Genomic DNA, 23,354 nt, shown 5'->3' with positions numbered 1-23,354 from the left:
CAGGCAGTTGAACATGTGGGTCAATTTTCGATGCAAATTTCTATCGGAAATGGGTCAGTTTTATGCGCGTATCAACATGCATATAAAGGACCGCAAGAAATCTGCCGTCATACCCATCGAGTACGACAGCGAGTCCAATCGCTTGAAGTTGACTCAGGACGTACGCAATGCCGAAGAAACTGCTGTCTCCTGAGTCGGCGCGCGAGTTCCTTGTTCGTCGCTTCAATAACCAGCACGAGAGCTGGCTTGCTGGGGAGGGAGCTTGGCCGCTGGTCGTCGCGCTGGGTGCTCCCACCGACAAGGACATCGCGGATGATGCTTCGGCGGTCCGCACATGGGCTTCCGCTTGGCAGTCGAGAACGGGTCCGGGTGAAGTTGTCTTCGAAGAGCGCCAATTTGCTCGGTTTGGACGGCATCGCCTTCCTGTCAGCCTGAGCTTCGCGAATGCGACTGCCGTTGCGGCTGCCGTCGGTCAGACCAGGCGCTGGGAAACTGCAACGGAGCGCTATCAGCAGATGTTGAATCGCTGGCCGGTGCTTGCAAAAAACAAGGTCTTGGCATCGAGGTTCGATGTGTTAGCCGACTACCTTCCGGCAGACTTCGAGCGGCTGGTGACGCTGTTGACATGGCTGGAAGCGAATCCCGATTCCGGACTCTATCTTCGGCAACTTCCTGTCGAGGGGCTTGACACGAAGTGGTTGGAGAAGCGAACGGGCCTGGTGGCGGGGCTCCTTCGGTCGTTGCGCGGAGTCACTGTCGACGACACCGACTTCCATGCTTTGTCCGGCCTGAGGAAACCTGCGCACAGGGTCCGAATCCGACTCCTATGCCCAGCCTTGCGCGAACGGGTCGGTGGCCTCTGTGACATCGAGGCACCTATAGCTGAACTTGCGACGCTGCCTATTGAGCCCAAGGCAGTGGTTATCGTCGAGAATCTTGAGACGGGCATGGCACTCCCGGATGTTCCGGGTACCGTGGCAATCATGCGGCTTGGTAATGCGGTGAGTGCGTTGCATGTCCTGCGATGGTTGCGCGGGCCGCAGATTGTCTACTGGGGTGACATCGACACTCACGGTTTTGCAATTCTCGACCGCGCCCGCAGGGTCATGCCTCAGCTTCGGTCGGTACTTATGGACGAAGCAACACTGGTTTCGCACCGCCCGCTGTGGGTGGAGGAATCTTCACTGTGTCCCAATGTCCCGTTTGATGAACTGACGGCTGAAGAGCGGCGCGTCTACGACAACCTACGTGCTGGTAGCTGGGGGCAGCGCGTCCGTCTTGAGCAAGAGCGTCTGTACTGGGCTACGTCGATAGAAACGCTAGTGCATGCGCTTGAGGGTCGGACTAACGTCGAGGAAGGCGTGGGACTATCCATTTCTCCGAACGGGCTTTGCCGCGCGGTGCAGTCAACCGATGGTTAGCGACGGCCCCGAGGCACAGGGTAGACAACGCCTGTGTGGCAAATCGGCCGCATGGGATAACGCGCACTCGACTCAACGCGGCCCGAGGAAAGTTCTAGGCCTCCCCTTCTACCGGAACTCCGATAATAGAGCGGTTCAAATTCGAAAACCATGACAGCAATCGTGAAGCGCGGCATCACTGAAGACTACTGGAGCCTCATGAGCGAGGACCGAAAGCTCGGCTGGGAACTGTTCACGAGGTGCGTGGCCATAGTTGCAGCTTGGTTCGTGGTGAAGACGGGCGTTACGGCTATCGATTGTGTTGTCGCAGCCTTCGCAGGATTCACGCCGCTCTTTGTTATCCGGAGTCAACGGTCTTTTCGGAAATACAGCAAGAACATCCGAAAGCGTCTCCTTGGGGCAATTGTCTTTCTTGGCGGAACCGGTGCGGCCGTCCTCGGGTTGCTCTACTTTGGCATCGCACTCCTTAGTAGCGTAGCTCAGACCTACGCAACCGATGTAGCACCCTTCCGTCATCGCGCTGACCCACTCATGGCTAACATGATGCTTGTGCTACTGCTTTTCACCGCACCCCTCGCCGGCGTGAAGGCGTGGCGTGGCCTCAAGATGAGTGAGCTCGTCTTTGATTTACCAAAGCGCTCGCTGAAGCGCTTGGTCCTTCAACGGAAATACGTGGCTGACACCTTCGCCACTTTTGCCCATTTTGAACTGAGCGTCCAAATCGTCGGCTTCGCGTACGCGTCGACATGTGCACAAATCATCAAGGTCTATTTGAGTGTATTTGTCCATAAATAGCTCAACCGCTGGCCATGGCGCGATGACGGACGACGCGGCTCGCGTTGTCAATGCTCCACGAATCGACAACGGCCGTTCGCGAAGCGTTCTCGCGTCTAATTTGGAAGTGTCCTTCCTGCGCAGTCCGTAGCCGGCGGGACTTCCTTGCCTGAAACCCATCTCAATCAAACGGCACTGGCCGGCGAAGACTTTCGCCGACAATCCCCGGCTGTATTCTCCAGCCATCGCCCGCTTTACCCCTTTGACGATAGTCGAGGCGGTGACTCGCCGTTCTCGAACTGCTCGGCGCAGTACGCGACCTGGATGCCAGCGCGGCGGCAGATGTACTCGTAATACGCGCTCTCATCGGCGTCTTAGAATCGACCCCATCGACTCACGTCGTAGACGGGGATGACGCAGAAGTCAGCATTGCCGTTGACGACATCGGAGATGAGATTTTGAAGTGCCTGCCTGCCGTCAATTAGAAGACCGCTTTTGCCCTCATCGGCATATATTCGGTCGACATCCGGACGTACTCCGCTGCACGCCCGGCAGACGAACTAGCGACGACCGGTGCATCCGCGTTATTGAATGACATGCTCCACCCCGCAACTCAGACACCGACAGGCGGCAGGCATCGGACGCAAGTGGGCGCCCGATGCGAGCGTCGTGGCTTCACATCAGATGGTCGCGTTCGAAAGCGAACGGCCACAAGGCAAAGGTAGCAGGCTGGAAACCAATGCGTATTAAGTCATCTCTTTGCAATCACGTTGGCGGCGCTGTCGGTGCAGACAGCACGGCGATGTGAACGGTCCACGCGTCCATTTTTGCAACGCCGGCATCATCCGCGTAAGACAGCAGGTAGAACCCCGAGTCCAGCGGCCGAGGAAGCCTGATGACGTCCATCTTTGCAATCGGCCTGGAGCTCCGTCGCGCGTTGCGCGACGGCTGCATACTGCAGTTGCGCTCGCGATACGCGGGATGCGCCGCCCGATATTGGCGCCAGTAGCTCGAGTGGTCCGCGCGCCATTTCGCCTGGGCGCGGGCCTGGTTGTCGCGATAGTCGCTGTCGTTACGGAGCCTGTTGCTCTGCCAGTCGCGTCGACGGACGCGCTCGCACGCCTTCGCGGAGCAATATCGCTGACGGGGAATGTGCCGCAGCGGCACGAACGCGTTGCCACAGGCGAGACAAAGACGGGTCGATTTCATGGGCCCCTCCAGTTCGGCTTGCGACGGGCGCAGCTGGCGCGTTTCGGTGTCTTCACAAAGGGGCTACACTCAATTTCTACCCGCCCGGGAGCCAATATGTCGACAGACGCGAAAATTTCGCCATCAATTGCCGATGCGGTGCAGCTCGCGCGCGTACGTATGGACGAGATGTTCGGGCGTGTTGGGGCCAGTCTGCCCTCCGACGTTCGGCGCGAGCTCTCCGCCGGCGTGGAGGCAATACTTGTTGACGTTCTGAGCCGGCACCCCGCATGGCGGCATGATACCGACGACTTCCTGTCCATCGCCGAGGCGGCGACCCTGCTATTCGTGTCCCGCCCGCACATCTCGAAGCTGCTCGAGCAAGGGAAACTGGAACTACATCATGAAAAGGGGAGCGACCGATTCGTCACGAAGGCGTCGGTGCTGGAGTATTGGGCGACCCGCGAGGCCGCAGTAGAGGCCTATAAGGCATCGACGTCCGACGAAAAATGACCTGGCCGTCGCGCGCTATGAAGCACTTTGAGCCAGACACCGACACCGGAATGCGTTGCCTAGGAGGATGGCATGCCAGAAACATACAGTTTTCGGACACGCTTGCAGACGAATCGCACACTTTTCGGACAAAACACAGCCGTCCATGCCTGGAATTGCACACGATTCGGTCACCCCAAAGTCACTGCTCAACGCGTAGAGAAGCCCAATCGAGACGCACCGGACAAGCGCCGCATGCTGCGGTCTCGCGCTATCGAGACGTCGGATGCGCCGTTCCGCGCGTCATTTCGCTTGGGCTCGGGCCCGGCTGTCGCTTTAGTCACTATCGTTACGGAACCGGCTTTTCTGCCAAGCCTTCCAGGAGCAATATCGCTGACGGGGAACATGCAGCAGCGGCACGAACGCGTTGCCGCAGGCAAGACAGAGGCGGGTCGATTTCATGGGGCCGCTCCGCGTCGGGTCGAGACGGGCGTCCGCGGCCGTCCTGACCCACCAGCGAATTCGCCCGCCTGAGAGGAAATACAGAATGGTCGTCGGCGCACGTCCGGCAGATTCCCATCACCCGCGAAAATCGCTAGAATTTCCTTACTTCAAGCGTAGTTTTTCGAAAATCGCGCACGTGCGCGAGCGCCGTCCGCTGACGGGAGAGGTCGTTTCTGGGGCTTCGACCGCACCGCATTTAACGTGGCCCTGGTCGGAATTTCTCGGCTTATGCGTCCGTCTTTCTCAAGTTATGCATCCGCCCCGGCGGGGAGGCCTTATCTGGCGAGGGCGAGTTTCTCGGGATATGCGACCGTCTACAGGTTGTGTAGGTTTTCAGAGTTCGTGAAAACATTTTCACTGAGATGAAAATTATTTCTCAGTGTTTATGAAAATTATTTCTCAGTGTTTATGAAAATTTAGAGCATTTCTATGGCCTGGTCGACAATATACGTCTTCCGGGCCATTTTATTTCTTGAAGTCAAAAACCTTATCGCGAAACAAACAAAGAGCTGTAATTCAATAAATATTGCACATTGCGCTGGTGAAAATATTTGCACAATAAAAAGTGAAATTTTCCTGGAATACAAAGCATTGCAAATTAAACTCAAGGCGACCGTTTCGCCGTTCCACCACCAGGAGACTGCGACGCCTATCTGGAAACCACGCCTCGCTCTCGAATTGCCGAAGATTCCGTTGTCTCGATGGCGCATATTCGAGACGGAGGATGGGAACCAGCATTTTTTGCTGGCGTGGACATGTTTGACTCGTCGAGGCGCATCAGCTCCCCGATAGTGTCGTTCGACCCGGTCACCATGCAGGGTACGACTCAGACGGGACGCATTTATGAGCCGGTCGGAAGGCAAGGCTCGTCGTTTAACGTCGACTACGTCTGGATGCGGTGGTGCGAACTATACGAGGTCGCATCGTACGCCGATGTCACCGAACGTCTTCTTGACGGAGCTGATGATGACGACCCCACGTGAGCGCACGAAAGCCGTTACCGATAAACGAGAGCTATTGCAGATACTCGCTCGTGCCGACGATATATCTATCGGCGGGCTTGTCCAGATGCGTCGACCTCTGCATTCCCTGGAATCTGGGCCGCACCGAAACACCGGCGGGCTGGCTCAACAGCAGGCCCGGAATGTCAAAGGGACACCCCGGGGCGACGCGATGCTGGCGATACTCGGAATCAAAGAGAAGACGATGACCACACGGCATGTGGTTCCTGACGATTTCCCGGGAGAGCTGGCGCTAGGACTGCTGCCCGGTGCGCAGCCCAAGCTTCTCGTGCGCGAGACGGGCGGGCGGTATCACACCGTCTTACAGACGAAGAGCCGTGGGCACGTTATGAAGCGTGCGAGGACTTGTCCGGTCAGCTCGCGGAGTCCACGTCGCGAAAGGATGACGACAAGGCAGGCGCGTCATCCTGAACTGCGCTAGCACTAAGTGGATAGCGAGCCACGTGTCTGAGATGCAATGAGCTTGGGAAGCGGTTCGCAAATGCATTTGCAAAGGTCATTTTCCAATGCTACCTGCTTACCCATTACCGATACGGTATGTGGTGTACCGTCAGTGATGATGACGCCCTCCTTGTCGCAGCTATGGCATTTCACAACGCCGCCGACGTAAGCCAGCGGCTTCCCGTCCAAGGATGACCCAGTTATGCCGTCCATCACGACGCCGTTTCGGTCAGTCATGTCGCCCTGAACAATGAATCTACGTCCCATGTCTTTATCTCTTAGAGCAATGTCTTTGTTATGGGCGTCGCGTTAGGCGCGCACAAGCGGTGTGGCTTGTATATCACGCCACGCAGCCTTGACTTCCGGGGGCCAAACGGGCTCTCGACTTGTTAACTGCGCAATGTAATGAAGCACCGATAGTAAGAAGACCGGTCCGCTCATCACAAGGGAAAAGGCTCGCAACGCCGAGCTCGTGCGACCAATATCGCCTAGCCCATAGAACCAGACGCTCATCGAGTTGCGCAAGGACGGTTCCCGGGGCAAATACTTCTTCACCGGCGGAACGGCTGTCCGGCCTTCTTCCATATATCGCCGGATGAACTCGAAGTTTGCCTGCACCTGATAGAGAGCCTGTCGTCCATATTCGGAAGACTCGTTGGCATCATTTACGGTGCGCAAGCCGAAACTGAATGTGTTGACTACCTTACTGGCGTCGTCTAGCACAAGACATCGCATCATCGTTGGCGCTCCTCCCATCATTGAGTTGGAAGCCTGCCTGTGCACATAGAAGAATGCCTCGTCCCACGGAACCTGAACGACACCGCCCGGGCCGTTGTGGCGGAACGCATAGACCATCCGTGTTCGACGGTTGAACCTGACCGACTTATGGCGATAGTTAAAACAATCCTTGAGTAGTAGGACAATGGTAAAGGCGCAGCCGGCAAGCGCCACGGCACATAGAGCCCAACCGGACGCACTGAACCAGGCCGCGTCCCCATTGCGGACAATCGCCGCGGGCACGTCTATCGAGTCCATGGCGTTCGAGATGGCAAGAAATAGCAGGACGGGAACCCAACCAGAAAAGCCATAAGACACCAGCCCACCTGAAAAAAGGATGCGTCGCAAATTTCGAGGTATGTGTCGTTCATGTCAAAGACCGTGTAGGCGTCTGCGGCTTCGCCTGCTACCGGCTTGCGAACATCTACGCGTCTTGAAGCTTCCTTCTCGGTGACGGGGCGGTTAAGGACAACCCGCGTCATGTAGTCGTATGTCATGCATTCCCAACCGAAGCGCCGCAGCACCGAAGCAAGTCGTAATCGACGAAGTTTCGCACCCATGCTGCTCCAGCGCTGGATGGCGAAGGCCGCAAACTGAAGGCAGTATATTTCGCAAGCGAACTTTACGCGCGCACGAGCGTAGCAGGTTCGATATTCCCGCACGCGGTCTCGACATCCGTGGGCCAGACGGGCTCACGACTTGTCAACTGCGCGATGTAATGCAGCACCGACAGCAAGAAAACCGGACCGCTAATCATGAACGAGAAGATGCGCAGACCCACGCTGACTCGGCCAATAGCTCCCAATCCATAGAATCGCACTCGAATAGAGTTTCGTAACGACGGTTCGCGCGGCAGATACTCGCTCACCGGCGGGAGTGCGGTCGGACCGTCTTCCATGTAACGTCGGATAAACTCGAAGTTCGCCTTCACTTGATACAGCACCTGTCGTCCATAATCGGACGATTCACTTGCACCGTTTACCGTGCGCAGCCCAAAACTGAAGGTGTCCACGACCTTACCTGCATCATTGAGAACGAGGCACCGCATCAACGTCGGCGCCCCTCCAAACGCCGAGTTTGAGGCCTGCCTTTGCACATAAAAGAAGGCTTTGTCCCAAGCTACCTGAATGACACCGTTACGACCGTTGTGCCTGAAGGCATAAACCATTCGCGTACGTCGGTTGAACCTCACCGACCTGTGGCGGTAGTTGAAGCAGTCCCTGCGCAAGAGAACGATACTGAATGCGCATCCCGCGAGCATCAATGCGCTCATGAACCACATCGACGCGCTAAACCAGCCTTGGTCACCGTTCTGAACCATTATTGGATTGACTTCCGTTGCCGCTTGAATCGCGGCGATAGTTAGCAAAAGAAATCCTGGGAAACCCACTAGAAATGCGAGCAAGCACCAGCCAAGCTGGAAGTATGACGCGTCGCAAATCTCAAGATATGTATCGTTCATGCCGAAGACCGTGTAAGCATCTGCAGCCTCGTCTGCGACTGGCTTGTGCACGTCGACACGTCGCGACCGTTCTATGTCAGTTACGGCACGATTCAGTGGAACTCGGGTCATGTAGTCATATGCCATAGCATCTCGCTTATGAGGTCAGAGCCTCAAACTGCTTCTGTTCATCCTGCGGCGAGAACTTCTCTTCGGCAGTGCCAAAGATACACTTGCTCAGCCATTCGTTGATTTCACGGTGTTTTTGCCATGCTATCAATATTCCGATAACTATCAGAATAAGTAGCAGCGGGAAGACAAGCGATGTTGCGCCCACGATGGTCGCTATGCATAGCAGTAAGCTGGCGCCTGCCGAAAACAGGTACAGCCACGCTAGTACCGCATGCCCTTCCTTTTTCTCGCTCTGGAATTGTTTAAAGTCATACCAGGCGCCGACCAGTCCTGCGACCGCCCCAATTGTCCTGCCCGCGATTTCGACGAACGTTCCATAACGTGCCATAACCGCCGAGTACCGCAGTCGCAACTCGCCGAACGCCTTCAATCCATTACCCACGGTCTGGCCACCCGCGGCCCACGTTGACACGATTGCGGCCCAGAATTTGTGCCTGTTCTCGGCCTTGTTCAAGGCGCTTGATTTTTCAAGTTCCTCGCTTGCGAGCATCCAGTTCACGCCATTGAAGATGACTCCAATCACACCGTAGCCGACCTCGCCCTGCGTCACGGCACGAAACTTTGGCAGGAAGCTCGACGTCACGTTCTCCTCCGTCAGCACCGCCCGCACACCAGGTCCGAATATCGCGTTCCCAATGGCTCGACCGGACTTCGCCTCTGTCGATGCTGCAAGAGCCTCGTCGGCATTGAAGAGTATGTATTGCGGGACTTTAATGGGTCCATCCTGAGGTGAGGAGGCCTTGAACGACTTGCGCAGGTTGTCCTTCAGGGAATTCAGACTCGGCCGCCGGTTCGCCGGCATCTGCTCGTACATCTCCCGGGCCATATATGAAAGCCACTGATTAAGATTTCCTTCCACCGGCTTATAGATGACGGTAGTTCTTGTCCGCAGACACATGCAGGTGATGAACACCTTGGTGCTGATGGCATCGCCGCCGCGTGCAATAAATTTCGCGATAGGTCCACCGACCTGATGGATGATGCTGGCGCCAACCTTGTCCGCGCGCAGTAGCAGGCCACCCTCCTCCTTTTCGAGTATCTCGTTAGCGACGTTGTTGGATTCAATGAGCTTCGCGAGCGGTTCACGCAATTCCTTGAGAGGAAATCCGGCTGTCTCCTTGACCTTCTCTGCGGTAGGGTCGTGGTTGAGAACCAGCGAGCGCAACAGTGGATTGTGGCGGTCCATGACGTCCCCCTGCGCCCATTGCAAAATCAGGTCGAACACCTGCTTACGGTCGGCAGAATCAGCAATGCACGCATGAAAGAGTGCCGCGTAGTCGACGCCCTTGACCAGGTCCTTTTCGTGATAGTCGAATGCGAATACAGTCCTCAGAGCAGTACTCTTTAACCAGGCGACATGGTCATCCGCAATTGGATTGAGCGTGCTGTCCTCCACCTGCTTCATGTTCTTTTTCATGTCATTGCGGAACTGCGTGACCGCATTCGGACTGTAAGACTCGGTGTACGGCTTCCAAGCGGCCGCCTTGACCGATTCCATTTCGCGGTCCTTCTGGGCATCGATGGACCGTACCTGCCGCTCGTAGGCCTTCCCTCCATCGAAAAGCGAATAAAGCGCGTAGGATTCGGCCGTCTGGCCCTTAAGCCGTTCTGCCGCAGCATTTTCGTCCTGCTCTGCGCTTTCTTCGATTGCGGTTTTAAGCCCCTCAATGGCGCTAGCGGTCCACAGCTTGCGTTGATAGGGCGCCATCGCGGCGCCATACGCCAGAACCTGTTCAGTATTGATTTCCTGCGTGATACCAGCTGGGTCCCACAGCGCAAAGAAAAGCCCTTGTCCTTTGTCATGCGAATCCATGGAATCCTTGAGAGCCTGGGCTTGCCCTGTCCGGTCCACGATGTGAAAGGGCGAACCGGAAGCTGCGATGGCAAGCCCACCTTTGTACTCGAGCACAAAGTCTGCAAGATGGTCAATCTTCTCTGCGTGCTTCTGAGTGTGGTTGCCGCTCGCCCAACCCGCAGCGTCGAGCATCTGCATCCGATGGTCACGACAGCCGCTTTCGTTTGTCTCATAGCGTTTGCGTACTGGCGCAGTCCACCGCACATCGCTGAACGCGAGATAAACCTTACCTGCCTTCTTGGGATGTTCGATGCTGATGCACTGCGCGAGTTGCATATGCCCCGCCTGCTTGCAACTGAACGCCTTTTCCTGGGCCGGGTTCAGGTCGGCATCAAGCGGGTAGTTGAAGACGTAGCCCTCTGTCGTGACACCGTAAATCTTCCACTTATTAGTGGACGGATAGTAGACGTGAATGAAACCCTTTCGAACCGAGCGCAGGAAGTAGCTGGCCTTCTTTGCGCCGACTGCTGTGACACCATCGCCAAATTGCCCTTTGGGCAACGCGAGCGCGGTCGCCGCGCCGAGATTGTGCGCGCCGCTTGCCGCAGCTGCGGCGTAACGGACGGGCAGGATAAGAAGGCCCTTTTTCTCGCACATGTCACAGCTAGTCGGGCCGGCCGCATTTGCTTTCGCGTTCGCTGACGCGGCTTGTACCTTGGGAATGTTGCTTGCGGTTGCCATGATGGCTCTCTCTTTTCGTTATTCGCTGTCGCGGTCACTCGTACGACTGGGTGTCATGGAAAATCTGCGCCCATTCTTCGTCGGACCATTGTGTCGTGACCTCCGCATAGGACGAAGACGCGCTGCGTTGCAGGGCTGCAATAACTTTGGGATGTCGGTCAAAGTGAGGGGAAACGAGTGCGCCCTGAACAACGAATACCGCAAGGTCCTCGTCGGTGAGGTTGTAACGGGCGCCTTTTTCAAAGAGCAAATCAAGTTGGCGCGCCGTGCGATGGTCGGTAGCCTCGCCCGCTTCGACGATGGATTTCAACGCCTTCTCAATGAGGTGAAGCCGCGTCAACGTCGCGCGCTGCACCGCCGTCGGCTTGAAGGGCAACACAGGTTCGAGTGGACGCTCGACTGTTATCCAGCCTTGGCTATTGTCAAGGTAACGCCAACGATTGACCGGCCCGAAAAGCGCCGAAAGCTGCTCCGGTTGAAGCACCCACGGAAGGTGCCGGAAGACTCGAGGGTCGTAAAAGCGAAATACGGAATATCCCTCGGACTCGCGAGCCAACGCGATGGCGCTACTGAGAGAGATCATCAGGTCCTCGGCGCTCGCTTGAGTCTCAAGGAGTGCGCACGCCCGTGGCGGCCGACCAGCTTCGAGGTCCTTGCTCGCGATAGCCTGGATGACGGGTACCTGCTGTTCCGGATGCTCAATCGCATACAGAATCGGCATCACGCCCTTCAACTCAGGCATGGCGGGGGGAACAATCTCGCCAATCTCAAACATTCGAGGCGCCGCGCCAAGGTCGACATGCCCATTGTCCGGCTCAACAATCAGATAAAGGTCCATGGGAGCGCCTAGTCAACAATGGCGGCACCGGCCCGCGCGGCGGAACCGAACTTTTGCGCACAGGCTTCAGTGGACGGTAGTTGGACCGTACTGTTCTCGCTCGCCGGTCCTTCGAATGAATGCTGGCTGCCTTTCACTTCGATGAGACCTGGCGCGTGTACATAGATGTTGCCGCCGGCGATGCGAATTGTGGCACCTCCCGCTGTCAGTTTGATTTCCTTCTGCGCAGTAATATTGACGGCGTCAGAGGTCGAAACGACCATAACCGTCCTATCGGCCGTGATTTCCACGTTATCCGACTGGGCCTGCAACTCGACCTTTCCTTTACCCGCAAATAGCTTCATGCCTGCGTTCTGCACGAAAAAGCTAAGTTTCTCGCCCACGCTTGCAATGAGTGACTTGGACGCGGCAATGTGCGTGCTGGCGCCACTCACGATGTTGACGTGCTCGGTCGCCGCGGCCTGAATGGATTTCTGTGTCGACAGCCCAATACCGGATGGGCTTGCCAGCAGCATCACTGGATGGGAGAAACCGTTCGCCTCGCCTGTCCCACCCCCGCCCGTGTTGCCGCCGCCTGTGCTCGATTGAACGGCATTTTGCGTCGCGGCGGCGAAGTCGTTGATAGTGTCCTGCGCATCCTGCAGCCCTTCCGCCTGACTACTGGTGGCCACTTCTGAACGCCGCTCCACTACGCCGCCCGAATCGACAAGATGCTGACGCGCTTCCTTCACATCGAGCGGCTGGCTCGACGTGCCGCCCCGCGCGTAAGTCGACAGATACATGCCCTGTCCCGCACGTACCACTCCGTAAGAATTCGTCTTGAGGTCGAAGCCCTTCCCGACGAAGGAGCCGCGAGTGTTACGTTGCTGGTCTATGAGGTATCCCAGATGCAGGTAGCTCTCGGACGTACTGCTAAAAAGCTGTGCGCGGTTCTGGCCTGTCGAATCGTCCATGACAAGCTGGTTGAAGCCTGTGCCCTGAAATTCCTTCGATTTGTAACCCGAGAGCAGGCCGTTGGAATGCCATTGCGGCGTCTGCTGTCCGTTGAACAGACTGCCGCTGACGACCGGTCGGTCGCAATCGCCGTCGAGGTAGACGATTCCCACTTCATGTCCCACACGCGGGACAAATACCCCGCCTAGCGTCCCGCCAGCATTTGGCGACATCACCCGCAACCAGCAAGAAGCCTTTTCATCTGCGCCGCTGAAGCGGTCCCAGTGCATCTGCACTTTGACTCGATTGAGGCTGTCCGTGAACACCTCCTCCTGGTTCGGGCCGACCACCGTCGCGGTCTGGGTATGCATCAGGGGCTTACGGTGTTCGAAGGGGCTACGAAACGGAACGGTGCGTCTCTGAGTTTCGAGTTCGACGAGGAAGAAACCTTCGCCGCCCAACGCGTCCTTTACATTGAAGACGTCCGACGAACCCGCGTGATATGAGCGAGCTTCAACCAGTTGTGACTGGAGGCTATGGCGGAAATGTGTTCCGGTCGAAACCGGTAGATTGTTTTCAATGTACCAGGTCGCTGCCAAAATCGCGAACTGACGATTTTCCGCGCTATCCGACGAGAGAGCGGTTGCGCCGTCAAGTTGGAACCAGCGACCCACATCGGCCCGCCGTACGCTGCCCGTCGCAAAGAAGCGCTTCGCGCGGGACTCCCATTCTTCCATCCGGGTCTTTGACAAAGCGTTGCCGCGAGCACTGTCGCGATAGGTATAGGCGCCCGTGTACTCATAGACCTCCGCCTGGTCGGGCAGGTCGCCCTGCTGATCAACTGTCGGTGTGGACAGCTCTTTGCTAAAAGTTGGGTTCTTATAGTCGAATGTGCGCGTGGTGTAGCTCGTGCTTTGCAACGTGCGCGCTCCACCCAACTGAACTATCGCATCCGTTTCGCTTCCAGCGCCCGCACGATAAAACGGTACCTCTTGCGGCGTTAGAGCTTTAACGGTGTAGAGGTCGTCGGTGATGACCAGCGTGTGCGCTTTGCCATCCCCCGCCTGCTCAAAATAGCCGAATAGACCTTCGGCTTCCATAATCCGGTGCACGAAGTTCCAGTCGTCTTCATATTGAACACAGAACGACCGCGGAGGTAGCTGGTTACGCAGGTCAAAGCGATACGCGCCGCGTGACTGGGGATGCACGTCGAATACCGTCGAAATGATGTCTTCTGCCGTCTTGTCCTGAAATATCCGCGCGTCACTGCGAAATTTCAGGAAATGCAGCCACGACGAAAAACTAATCTGGTAAAGCTGAACGCTGCCGTCGGAGCCCAAAAATCTCGCAGTATGAACGTAGCCGTGACGCGGTAAATACGACGAGTCAGTCTGTTGCGTCCAGAGCGTAACCGGTTTCGCAATGAGGGTTTTGAGCTCTATCGAATCTTTTAGCGAAGCGACATCGACAGTAAAGTCGTAGTTGCGGCCAATACGCGAAGTGCCGACGACGCGGACTGGCACTAGCGCGTTTGCGCCCAACGCAGTATCGAGTTTCAACAAGCGTCGGGATTGGTCCATCCCCGCGCTCAGCACTGTTGCCAGGTCATTTATCGTCATTTTCGAGTAAGCCGCAAATTGCCACGCCGAATAATATGATGAAAATCCGCGGTGGACAATTTTTGTAAAACCGGTGCAGCAGCTATCCCATTCGACACCATTTACTCATCTGGGAACATAAAAGGTATTTTTTGCCGCTCCTCGACGATGGCCAGCCGTAACAAGGTTGCTTAGGTAGCGGCCAGCACCTGTGCGCGCCGAGTGCGTCGGAATTGTGACCCGGAACTCTCGCAGTCACGAGTGGTCGGCGTTGCCGCCATTGTGAATCGACGGTCTTCGCGCCACCTGGTGAGCGCTCGCGCATTTTATGTATTGGAAACCATTAACTGGCTGCGCCATGGGTAGTCTTTCCCGACCGGTCGATTGGCCGTTGTCCGCGATACTAGCCAAGCCGCACTGTTCTTCCAATAGTACTAACCGGGCGATGCGGTATAAGGCCTCCCTGATAACCGGAGAGTTCCGTTTTATGCATTATGAATAGAATGATGCTGCGCCGGCGCTTCATCGAGAAGGTCGCTTGCGACCAACGTTGCTGCTATTAGCACGGCCAAAACCGAACAAGCGTCAATCACTGGGTCGCAGGCTTGCGTGAAACTATTTAAGGTAGATAGTATAAACGCAGCAACTGCTGCTTGCGTATTGGCGCTTTTGCGAGACGGCGACACAACGTGGACGGTAACTCTGAGCGGCCCCCAACTAAATTGCCACGCTGGATTGCTGCTGGTCGAGAGAAATGGTTGCAATGACGGACTCGAACTCTGCCATCAAATCCGGATGGCGTTGGGCAACGTATTGCCGTGCAGATTCGTTTTCGAGGAGCTTGACGAGATACCCTTTCGCAAGCACAAGATTCAACACATCTTGACCGTAGTTCTGTTCAACGAGCTTGTACTGCCCCTGCAGGTTGCTCATTTCCCGCTCCATTTTCGCCATCTGCTCGGGGCTAACGCCGGTCAGTTTGCGTGGCTTTTTGCCCTCCACGAGAAGTGCTGCCGGCGTAGCTACCAACAATGCCTCGGCGTAAGAGACGGACACATTGTTCGCGGCCACCATCAGTTCAACGCATTCAACCTGCCGTGTGGGCTTCATTTTTCGAATAGCGCGAACAAGCTCCGGCGAGAACTGCCGGTCCCCGAGAAGTTCAGGCGCCTCTGGGCACACGCCGTCGAGCAGCGACATCTTCTTATGATTTGGGTTACATCCACGGAACGAGCTTTCGCCAATCGCTCGGGCGATACGCCTCGCTCAATCACACGCCGAATCATATAGTGCTCTAGGATTGTCGAAAGGCGATTCACGCGATTGTTGTACGTGTAAGTCTCATCGTCGGTCGCGACAAGACAGGCAGCCCGTTCGCGCCTCAACTCCAGGATGGCGAGTAAGCGCAGATGACTTGCTATTTGTGGTCGGTGCATTGAGGCAACTATTTGCCGATGAGAACTTCATCAACTTGTTGCGCGCGGAGAGACTGGCCTGCCTGCCGAAGTATCTTGCCGAACGCGTTTGGCCAACCGGGAGTGCCACATGACTGGCGTAACCCTTGGATTCATCCCCGAGCCGTTGTCGGTGCTGGTCTCCAACATCTTGCCATCGCGCAGAATACCGACTCTCGTGGTCGAGTCGCGTAAATTCAAGCAGATACGGACCTCCATTGAGGCAGTAGGCCTCATCGAACCGCTCTCTGTAACGCCGGCGGACCAGTCTTCCGGACAACATGTTCTACTGGATGGAGTGGCTCGAGTCCACTCCCGGTCAAGGTCGGTCCGCACGTGCATGCCGTTCCGGCAAGCCGCGATTTCGTATTCGTCGAGCAACTCGTCGATAAACCAGATATAGATCAGATTGACAGTTCGCACCTCGCTTTCCGACCCCGGCGTGAGGATTACCCTGTCCGTCTGCAGGCTTTTATGTTCGCCCCGGCACAGCTCCGCCTTCATGAGTCCGTGCTCATCCACCAATACCCGGCGAAGCCCATAACCGGCTGGTCCTCCTTGTCGAAAACCCATTTCAATTAAACGGCACTGGCCCGCGAAAACCTTCTCCGACAATTCGCGGCTGTACTCACCAGCCAATGCCCGCTTGACTCCTTTGACGATGGTCGAGGCAGGTGACCCGTCGTTTTCGAACTGCTCGGCGCAGTACGCAACCTGGATGCCGGCACGGCGGCAGATGTACTCGTAATACGCGCTCTCCTCGCGACCTGGAATCGCCCCCAACGACTCACGTCATAGACAAGGATTACGCAGAAATCCGCCTTTCCATTGGTAACATCGGAGATGAGATTCTGGAGGGCCCGGCGACCGTCGATTCGAAGACCGCTTTTACCCTCGTCGGCATAGGTGCGGACGATTTCGAATCCTCGGCGGGTCGCGTAGTCCCGAATTCGGTCGCGCTGGTTCTCGGTCGAATATTGCTGGTGCTCGGTCAACATACGGACGTACTCAGCCGCGCCTCCGGTCAGGGAACCGGCTACGACAGCTCCACCCGCGTTATTGAATGACATGCTCGGCTCCGCAACTCAGACACAGACACGCGGCAGCCACCGAGCGCTAGGGGAGCCCCAAAGTGCAAACGCTGCGGCTTCACATCAGGCGGTGGCGTTTGAAAGCGAACGGTGACGAGGCAAACATAGCAGGCCCGACGCCAATGTGTATCACGTCATCTCTTTGCAATCACATGGGCGGTGCTGGTGGCGCAGACAGCACAGCTATGTGGACGGTCCACGCGTCCATTTTTGCAGCGCTGGCATCATCCGCATGACGCAGCACGTAGAAGCCAGAGCCCAGCGGCCGGGGGAGTTCGATGACATCCATCTTTGCAATCGGCTTAAAATTCCGTCGTGCATTGCGCATGCTGCATGCTGCTGTTGCGCTTCCGGTACGCCGGATGTGCGGCTCGGTATTCGCGCCAATAGTCGGAGTGGCCTGCGCGCCATCTCGCCTAGGCACGGGCCTGGTTGTCGCGATAGTCGCGGTCGATACGGAGCCTGTGGTTCTGCCAGTCGCGTCGACGAGCGCGCTGGCAAGCTTCCGACGAGCAGTAACGCTGACGAGGGACATGCAGCAGCGGCACGAACGCGTTGCCACAGGCGAGACAGAGGCGAGGAGATTTCATGGATGCCCTCCAGGTCGGGTTTGCGACGGGCAGACGCCGACGCCTCGACCAGTTGCCGAAACCGCTGGTCGGAGACGGAATAGAGAAGGGTTTAACTCGGTAGTTGCTTCGTTAAACAGCCATCGCTGTCTGTCTGGCGCGCTAAGGCCAATTTCAGAAACTTGGACATTTCTTGACCGCCGACGTGCATCGAGTGGTTCGCTCTCGAGGGCCCGATGGGCGATGGGAGAACGTTACCAGGAAAGTACCCGTTGTAATGCCAGTTCAATACCGCGGCAAAAAATCTCACGCGATGATTCCCCAAATCTCATCTGATGCGTCCCACGGTCCGCAGCGTCTTGTCTGACGGGCCCAAAAATCTCACCTTTTGAGTCTCGCTACAGGTTGGTTGTTGTCGAGAATTGTAGGGTGGCAGAGTAAGTGCGACTGGCGCCGCAGTTTTGTGACTATGGGACAGAGTTGCTCCGACTGATAGACCGTCATAGAAATCCGTATCGTCATCGCAATTTCGGACTTGTAGTCCGTTGATTACAGGTTCCAATCCGTACGGCCTCCGGCGGTTGCCCGTCCTGCTACACGACCCTCTTCTGCCGTTCGCGTCAACGGCAGCGCGAAGACCGCTTCGAACGGTATATCGGCAGTTCACCGTCTCCCATAGATGATGAATGCCTCGTCTGCCAGCAGGGCATTGATACACGTCGCTTCTTGGAACGAAGTCCAATTCGGATCGACTCAATTCCGCGACTTCGTGCTGACACAATTGAACATAGGGAGTTAATGATGTCGGGCATCTTCAATTTTGCAACTGGCGAACTGGATATCGGCACAGGGCTGGTACTCGCGCCTGGCCGCACAACAGCGGCAGATGTGATCGAGGCCGGCTGGAAGGCGCTAGACGCTCGGAACGGGTGGGAGTCCTTCAGCGTCGACGAGATAATTGTTTGGGGGCACTCCTTTGCGGTGGGAGCACGTTTTTACGAAGGAAGATTTGCGGCGATCGATTGTCTTTGGAACGACGGAAGCATTCGCAAACAGGACTGGTCGGCGATTGATGACGACCTGATCCGAGAAAAAAAGACCTTGGTAAAACTCATCATGAAAGAGGCGCAAACGACGCGCGTTGCGACTTCACAAGGCGTCGATTCGTTCGTCTTCAACTGGGGGATGATATCGGTTCGCGCTGACTTGCGATCGATGATAGTCACGCTCACCATTGCTTTTGCCGAGTAACCACAACACGCGCGCCATGAAACGATATCTATGTCGAACGGTGGCAAAGCGACTGCTACATGTGCTTGGTCATCCTTGCTCTGCGCCACGATGACACAGGTAATCCGGCGCCACAGCGTCTTCGTAACTCACCTTGAACGACGTGCCGATCATAATGGGCGCGGTCAGCATTGAGCGAACCCGAATTGACTGGTGGATGGGGCGAGATCGGCCGCGTTGAGGTAGCAGGACACGTTTGCTCACGTCAGTATCAGAATGAAACTCCCGCAATCACGAACCGATGCAATGCGCATCGCACGACTTACCCCACCACCCTCTGCACAACCCCTGTAAAAGCCCGTTCACCCGTTGTGGGGCGAACTTTGATAAACAGACCTCGCAGGCAGCCGCACCAAAACTTATCCCCAACTCAAGCCCGCTGCCCACAGTTGCTGCGCAAGGTTATCGCCCCTGTAACGTCGTGATCCACAACGCAGTTTCACACTTATCCACAACGATGAGCGCGCCTTGTTAACTATTACTACATATACACATACAAAGATTATAAAAACCATAGAAAGCGCAAACAAACCGCCAGCAAACCACCCACCCCTCCCACCCCCCAACTTTGCCGAATTTCGATACCACCTCGAATAATGGCTCACTACCATCGGCGAAAGCCTGCCTGCGCGCACACCGCAAAGCCTTGCGGCGTCGAGCAGCGGCAAACTCACGGAGCGCCCGATGAAATCAGAGTCCAACGGTCAGCACGTCGGTAAAGTCACGCATCACGAGTTGAAGCAGACGCTCGGCACGTGGCAGCTTTGGGGCATCGCGGTTGGCCTCGTGATCTCCGGCGAATACTTTGGCTGGAGCTATGGATGGGCGAGCGCCGGTACGCTCGGCTTCGTCGTCACGGCGATCTTTATTGCCGCGATGTACACGACCTTCATTTTCAGTTTCACCGAACTCACCACGTCGATTCCACACGCGGGCGGACCGTTCGCTTACGCGCGTCACGCGTTCGGTCCGACCGGCGGTTATCTGGCCGGCGCGGCGACGCTCGTCGAATTCGTGTTCGCGCCACCGGCCATTGCGCTCGCAATCGGCGCCTATCTGCACGTGCAGTTTCCTGGCCTCGAGCCGAAACACGCGGCAATGGGCGCGTACCTCGTCTTCATGGCGCTCAATATCGTTGGCGTACAGATCGCGGCGGCTTTCGAGCTGTGCGTGACGTTGCTCGCGATTTTCGAACTGCTCGTCTTCATGGGCGTCGTATCGCCGGGCTTCCAGTGGTCTAACTTCACGAAAGGCGGATGGGCCGGCGCGGATACGTTCAGCATGGGCTCGATCAACGGCATGTTCGCGGCCATCCCGTTCGCGATCTGGTTCTTCCTCGCAATCGAAGGCGTTGCTATGGCCGCGGAAGAAGCGAAAAACCCGAAACGCTCGATCCCGATTGCCTACGTCGCCGGCATCCTGACGCTCGTCGTGCTGGCCATCGGTGTGATGGTATTCGCGGGCGCGGCCGGCGACTGGACCAAGCTGTCGAACATCAACGATCCGTTGCCTCAAGCGATGAAGTTCATCGTCGGCGAACACAGCGGCTGGATGCATATGCTCGTGTGGCTCGGCCTGTTCGGTCTGGTCGCGTCGTTTCACGGGATCATCCTCGGCTATTCGCGGCAGATCTTCGCGCTGGCACGCGCGGGCTATCTGCCTGAGTGGCTCTCCAAGGTACATCCGCGCTTCAAGACGCCGCATCGCGCGATTCTGGCCGGCGGCGTGATCGGCATCGCAGCGATCTACAGTGACGAGCTGATCCAGTTCGGCGGCCAGACACTCACGGCGAACATCGTGACGATGTCCGTGTTTGGCGCTATCGTGATGTATATCATCAGTATGTTGTCGCTTTTCAAGCTGCGCCGCACGGAGCCGAACATGGAGCGTCCGTTCCGCGCGCCGCTGTTTCCGCTGTTCCCGGCGTTCGCGCTGGTCGCCGCGGTAATCTGTCTGGCGACCATGGTGTACTTCAACTTTCTGGTGGCAGTAGTGTTCGCAATCTTCCTCGCGCTAGGCTACGTCTATTTTCTGTTGACGCGCCATCAACGCGAGGCCGCGCCAGCGGACGCATTGCTCGAAGAATGACGGATGAAGCCGCTGCGCGCGCAGCGGCGCTGGAGTCGTAAAAATGAGCTACACGGAGACAATCGGCAGCCGTACCTATCGCTTTGCCGATCTGAAGACACTCATGGCGAAGGCGAGCCCGCAACGCTCCGGCGATCAACTCGCCGGCGTCGCGGCGGCGAGCGAAGAGGAGCGCGTGGCCGCGAAGATGGCCCTCGCCGAAGTGCCGCTACGCACGTTCCTCAACGAAGCGCTGATTCCGTATGAAAGCGACGAAGTCACGCGTCTCATCATCGACGATCATTCGCCGCAGGCGTTCGCCGAGATTTCGCATCTGACGGTAGGCGACTTTCGAAACTGGCTCCTCAGCACAACGACGAATGCCGATGCGCTCGCGCGCATCGCCGCCGGCCTCACGCCTGAAATGGTCGCAGCCGTGTCAAAGCTCATGCGCAATCAGGATCTGATCGCGGCGGCGCGCAAGCGTCCGGTGATCACGCGCTTTCGCAACACGGTCGGCTTGCCGGGACACATGTCGGTGCGTTTGCAACCGAATCATCCGACGGATGACGTGAAGGGCATCGCGGCTTCGATGCTCGACGGCCTCATGTACGGCTGTGGCGACGCGATGATCGGCATCAACCCGGCCAGCGACAATCTTGCAGCGATCACCAGACTGCTGGTGATGGTCGACGAATTCCGGCAGCGTTATCAGGTGCCGACACAATCGTGCGTGCTGACGCACGTCACCAACACGATCGCCGCCATCGAAAAAGGTGCGCCCGTCGACCTCGTGTTTCAGTCGATTGCAGGCACCGAGAAAGCGAACGCCGGTTTCGGAATCTCACTCTCGCTGCTTCAGGAAGCGTACGAAGCGGGGCTGTCGCTCAAACGCGGTACTGTGGGCAACAATCTGATGTACTTCGAAACGGGGCAGGGCAGTGCGTTGTCGGCGGACGCGCATTTCGGCGTCGACCAACAGACTTGCGAAGTGCGCGCCTATGCGGTTGCACGTAAGTTCAATCCGTTTCTCGTGAATACCGTGGTGGGTTTTATTGGCCCCGAGTATCTGTACGACGGCAAGCAGATCACGCGCGCGGGCCTCGAAGATCACTTCTGCGGCAAGCTGCTGGGCGTGCCGATGGGCTGCGACATCTGCTACACGAATCATGCGGAAGCCGATCAGGACGACATGGACAATCTGCTCACGTTGCTCGGCGTGGCAGGCATCAACTTCATCATGGGCATTCCGGGTGCAGACGATGTGATGCTCAATTATCAGAGCACCTCTTTCCACGATGCACTCTATGTGCGCGATGTTCTCGGCTTGCGCCGCGCACCCGAGTTTGAAGAATGGCTTGAGTCGATGCAGATCGCCGACGCGCGCGGCGCATTGCTGAGCGCGTCGACACAACAACCGTTGCTGGAAGGTGTGCGCGACTGGATGGGTATCGAATGAGCGACTCTGTCGACAAGAACCCCTGGAATGCACTGCGCCAGTTCACCAACGCGCGTATTGCATTGGGTCGAGCAGGCAACAGCCTCCCCACTGCGCCTTTACTCGCGTTCAATCTTTCGCATGCACAAGCGCGCGACGCCGTGCACCATCCGCTCGACACAGACGCATTGCACGCGCAACTGCGTGCGCACAACTTCAGAACGCTAGATGTGCACAGCGCTGCGCCCGACCGCGAGCACTACTTGCGGCGTCCCGACCTCGGCCGGCGCCTATCCAAAGAGAGTCGCGCAGCGCTCGCGCAATTACCCGGCGAGTCGCCCGATGTAGTGTTCGTGATTGCCGATGGTTTGTCGGCGTTTGCCGCGTCGAAACAAGCCGTTCCGTTGCTGCAGGCTGTCACTCCGCAACTCGTGGATTGGGCGATCGGGCCTGTTGTCGTCGCGCGGCAGGCACGGGTTGCACTCGGCGACGAGATCGGCGAGTTGCTGAATGCAAAGATCGTCGTGATGCTGATCGGGGAGCGGCCCGGTCTCAGTTCGCCGGATAGTCTCGGCATTTACATTACACATGCGCCGAAGGTGGGCTGCAGCGACGCACAACGCAATTGCATTTCAAACGTGCGTCCTGAAGGACTCGACTATCCGCTTGCCGCGCACAAACTGCATTATCTGCTTACGCATGCACGCCGGCTGGGTGTCACCGGCGTGGGCCTGAAAGACGATAGCGACGCATCGCTGCCGGGCGCGCCGGCAACAGCCGCAATCAGCGCCGAGGCCGCCCCAAGCGGAAACCCGAACCCAAACTCAACTGCGGAATAGCTCACGCATCGACACGCTGTACGGGGTGCGCTTCGAGCCACGCATTCTCGTCGTCGTCGAACAAGCGGGAACGGGTCAGAAAGCGCAGACCGCTTGGCCGCTCCAGCGAGAACATGCCACCGTTGCCTGGCACCACATCGATAATTAACTGCGTGTGCTGCCAGTACTCGAACTGCGAATCGCTCATGTAAAACGGCACGCCTGCCAGGGTACCGAGTTTCACGTCGGACGAACCGACCATGAATTCGCTCTGCGGAAACAGCATAGGTGCGCTGCCGTCACAGCATCCGCCGGATTGGTGAAACAGCACCTCGCCATGTTCCGTGCGCAACGAGTCGATCAACTGGATAGCGGCAGGAGTTGCAATTACGCGCGCTACTTCTTTTCCGTCGGTCATCGTACCCTCGCTTAAACACAGCGAGCCGCACAATGCGGCTCGCTCTGCAATC

17 protein-coding genes and 5 pseudogenes are annotated in these 23,354 nt (G+C 57.2%); 10 read left to right on the top strand and 12 right to left on the bottom strand.

The genetic code is table 11. The features are described 5' to 3' along the window. The 3 genes from SB753_RS21100 to SB753_RS21090 form a co-directional block, all read left to right on the top strand. Positions 1-193: hypothetical protein (locus tag SB753_RS21100; protein ID WP_410801644.1), on the top strand; the 193-nt coding region annotated here is incomplete at its 5' end. After that, positions 168-1,421 carry a DUF3322 domain-containing protein gene (locus tag SB753_RS21095; RefSeq protein WP_027210529.1) on the top strand — a complete coding sequence of 418 codons (1,254 nt, stop codon included), beginning with the start codon at positions 168-170 and terminating at the stop codon, positions 1,419-1,421. The genes SB753_RS21100 and SB753_RS21095, both read left to right, overlap by 26 nt. A gap of 150 nt (positions 1,422-1,571) precedes the next feature. Continuing rightward, entirely contained in the window at positions 1,572-2,216 is a 645-nt protein-coding gene (locus SB753_RS21090; RefSeq protein WP_410801642.1) for a hypothetical protein, read from the top strand. A 114-nt stretch (positions 2,217-2,330) separates the two neighbouring features. Here the strand turns inward: SB753_RS21090 and SB753_RS21085 are convergent. Further along, positions 2,331-2,722, bottom strand: a pseudogene (locus SB753_RS21085) (recombinase family protein); the annotation flags it as partial. Positions 2,723-2,960: 238 nt separating this feature from the next. Further along, entirely contained in the window at positions 2,961-3,404 is a 444-nt protein-coding gene (locus SB753_RS21080) for a hypothetical protein (protein WP_410801640.1), read from the bottom strand. A gap of 96 nt (positions 3,405-3,500) precedes the next feature. Between SB753_RS21080 and SB753_RS21075 the strand changes: the two genes are divergently transcribed. Beyond that, positions 3,501-3,896 (top strand): helix-turn-helix domain-containing protein, encoded by a 396-nt coding sequence (locus SB753_RS21075; protein WP_410801638.1) that lies wholly within the window; start codon positions 3,501-3,503, stop codon positions 3,894-3,896. Between the two features lie 1,928 nt (positions 3,897-5,824). Here the strand turns inward: SB753_RS21075 and SB753_RS21070 are convergent. The 7 genes and pseudogenes from SB753_RS21070 to SB753_RS21040 form a co-directional block, all read right to left on the bottom strand. After that, positions 5,825-6,109, bottom strand: coding sequence for a PAAR domain-containing protein (locus SB753_RS21070; protein WP_408426642.1), 285 nt, complete (start codon positions 6,107-6,109; stop codon positions 5,825-5,827). Positions 6,110-6,151: 42 nt separating this feature from the next. Beyond that, positions 6,152-6,937, bottom strand: a complete 786-nt coding sequence (locus SB753_RS21065; RefSeq protein WP_410801636.1) for a DUF6708 domain-containing protein — start codon at positions 6,935-6,937, stop codon at positions 6,152-6,154. Between the two features lie 304 nt (positions 6,938-7,241). Continuing rightward, positions 7,242-8,207, bottom strand: a complete 966-nt coding sequence (locus SB753_RS21060) for a DUF6708 domain-containing protein (RefSeq protein ID WP_410801634.1) — start codon at positions 8,205-8,207, stop codon at positions 7,242-7,244. Positions 8,208-8,217: 10 nt separating this feature from the next. Then, positions 8,218-10,788: a T6SS effector BTH_I2691 family protein gene (locus SB753_RS21055; protein ID WP_410801632.1), complete on the bottom strand. Its 2,571-nt coding sequence runs from the start codon at positions 10,786-10,788 to the stop codon at positions 8,218-8,220. Between the two features lie 34 nt (positions 10,789-10,822). Then, positions 10,823-11,626, bottom strand: a complete 804-nt coding sequence (locus SB753_RS21050; RefSeq protein ID WP_410801630.1) for a DUF4123 domain-containing protein — start codon at positions 11,624-11,626, stop codon at positions 10,823-10,825. Positions 11,627-11,634: 8 nt separating this feature from the next. Further along, entirely contained in the window at positions 11,635-14,178 is a 2,544-nt protein-coding gene (locus SB753_RS21045) for a type VI secretion system Vgr family protein (RefSeq protein WP_410801628.1), read from the bottom strand. A 696-nt stretch (positions 14,179-14,874) separates the two neighbouring features. Then, a pseudogene (locus SB753_RS21040) lies at positions 14,875-15,569 on the bottom strand (plasmid partitioning protein RepB C-terminal domain-containing protein); the annotation flags it as partial. Between the two features lie 2 nt (positions 15,570-15,571). On the opposite strand from SB753_RS21040, the pseudogene SB753_RS21035 reads away from it, so the two are divergent. Beyond that, positions 15,572-15,706, top strand: a pseudogene (locus SB753_RS21035) (chromosome partitioning protein ParB); the annotation flags it as partial. Further along, positions 15,703-15,921: pseudogene (locus SB753_RS21030) on the top strand (chromosome partitioning protein ParB); the annotation flags it as partial. The pseudogenes SB753_RS21035 and SB753_RS21030, both read left to right, overlap by 4 nt. On the opposite strand, the pseudogene SB753_RS21025 reads toward SB753_RS21030, so the two are convergent. Next, positions 15,909-16,681, bottom strand: a pseudogene (locus tag SB753_RS21025) (recombinase family protein); the annotation flags it as partial. The pseudogenes SB753_RS21030 and SB753_RS21025 sit on opposite strands and share 13 nt — an antisense overlap. A 437-nt stretch (positions 16,682-17,118) precedes the next feature. Further along, positions 17,119-17,292 carry a hypothetical protein gene (locus SB753_RS21020; protein WP_410801626.1) on the bottom strand — a complete coding sequence of 58 codons (174 nt, stop codon included), beginning with the start codon at positions 17,290-17,292 and terminating at the stop codon, positions 17,119-17,121. 777 nt (positions 17,293-18,069) lie between these two features. Between SB753_RS21020 and SB753_RS21015 the strand changes: the two genes are divergently transcribed. The 4 genes from SB753_RS21015 to eutC all read left to right on the top strand — a co-directional run bounded on the left by SB753_RS21015 (position 18,070) and on the right by eutC (position 22,905). Then, complete coding sequence (locus tag SB753_RS21015) at positions 18,070-18,522, top strand: hypothetical protein (RefSeq protein ID WP_410801624.1); 453 nt, start codon at positions 18,070-18,072, stop codon at positions 18,520-18,522. 723 nt (positions 18,523-19,245) lie between these two features. Beyond that, positions 19,246-20,649 carry an ethanolamine permease gene (gene eat, locus SB753_RS21010; RefSeq protein WP_410801622.1) on the top strand — a complete coding sequence of 468 codons (1,404 nt, stop codon included), beginning with the start codon at positions 19,246-19,248 and terminating at the stop codon, positions 20,647-20,649. 43 nt (positions 20,650-20,692) lie between these two features. Further along, positions 20,693-22,087 (top strand): ethanolamine ammonia-lyase subunit EutB, encoded by a 1,395-nt coding sequence (locus SB753_RS21005; RefSeq protein ID WP_410801620.1) that lies wholly within the window; start codon positions 20,693-20,695, stop codon positions 22,085-22,087. After that, a complete protein-coding gene (gene eutC, locus SB753_RS21000) occupies positions 22,084-22,905 on the top strand; it encodes an ethanolamine ammonia-lyase subunit EutC (RefSeq protein ID WP_410801618.1) in 822 nt (273 codons plus the stop codon). Before SB753_RS21005 ends, eutC begins: the two co-directional genes overlap by 4 nt. Before the next feature lies 1 nt (position 22,906). Here the strand turns inward: eutC and SB753_RS20995 are convergent, their stop codons facing one another. Then, positions 22,907-23,302 (bottom strand): DUF779 domain-containing protein, encoded by a 396-nt coding sequence (locus SB753_RS20995; RefSeq protein WP_410801616.1) that lies wholly within the window; start codon positions 23,300-23,302, stop codon positions 22,907-22,909. Positions 23,303-23,354 lie beyond the last annotated feature (52 nt).

Source organism: Paraburkholderia sp. SIMBA_053 (genome assembly GCF_046534895.1).
Lineage (GTDB): Bacteria > Pseudomonadota > Gammaproteobacteria > Burkholderiales > Burkholderiaceae > Paraburkholderia > Paraburkholderia caledonica.
This window is presented reverse-complemented; position numbering and strand designations above follow the sequence as displayed.

Coding starts and splice junctions, on each gene's coding strand:
- SB753_RS20995 (WP_410801616.1), bottom strand. CDS start 23,302: ATGACCGACGGAAAAGAAGTAGCGCGCGTAATTGCAACTCCTGCCGCT.
- SB753_RS21095 (WP_027210529.1), top strand. CDS start 168: ATGCCGAAGAAACTGCTGTCTCCTGAGTCGGCGCGCGAGTTCCTTGTT.
- SB753_RS21075 (WP_410801638.1), top strand. CDS start 3,501: ATGTCGACAGACGCGAAAATTTCGCCATCAATTGCCGATGCGGTGCAG.
- eutC (WP_410801618.1), top strand. CDS start 22,084: ATGAGCGACTCTGTCGACAAGAACCCCTGGAATGCACTGCGCCAGTTC.
- SB753_RS21080 (WP_410801640.1), bottom strand. CDS start 3,404: ATGAAATCGACCCGTCTTTGTCTCGCCTGTGGCAACGCGTTCGTGCCG.
- SB753_RS21050 (WP_410801630.1), bottom strand. CDS start 11,626: ATGGACCTTTATCTGATTGTTGAGCCGGACAATGGGCATGTCGACCTT.
- SB753_RS21020 (WP_410801626.1), bottom strand. CDS start 17,292: ATGAAATCTCCTCGCCTCTGTCTCGCCTGTGGCAACGCGTTCGTGCCG.
- SB753_RS21055 (WP_410801632.1), bottom strand. CDS start 10,788: ATGGCAACCGCAAGCAACATTCCCAAGGTACAAGCCGCGTCAGCGAAC.
- eat (WP_410801622.1), top strand. CDS start 19,246: ATGAAATCAGAGTCCAACGGTCAGCACGTCGGTAAAGTCACGCATCAC.
- SB753_RS21070 (WP_408426642.1), bottom strand. CDS start 6,109: ATGGGACGTAGATTCATTGTTCAGGGCGACATGACTGACCGAAACGGC.
- SB753_RS21005 (WP_410801620.1), top strand. CDS start 20,693: ATGAGCTACACGGAGACAATCGGCAGCCGTACCTATCGCTTTGCCGAT.
- SB753_RS21045 (WP_410801628.1), bottom strand. CDS start 14,178: ATGACGATAAATGACCTGGCAACAGTGCTGAGCGCGGGGATGGACCAA.
- SB753_RS21015 (WP_410801624.1), top strand. CDS start 18,070: ATGATGTCGGGCATCTTCAATTTTGCAACTGGCGAACTGGATATCGGC.
- SB753_RS21060 (WP_410801634.1), bottom strand. CDS start 8,207: ATGGCATATGACTACATGACCCGAGTTCCACTGAATCGTGCCGTAACT.
- SB753_RS21090 (WP_410801642.1), top strand. CDS start 1,572: ATGACAGCAATCGTGAAGCGCGGCATCACTGAAGACTACTGGAGCCTC.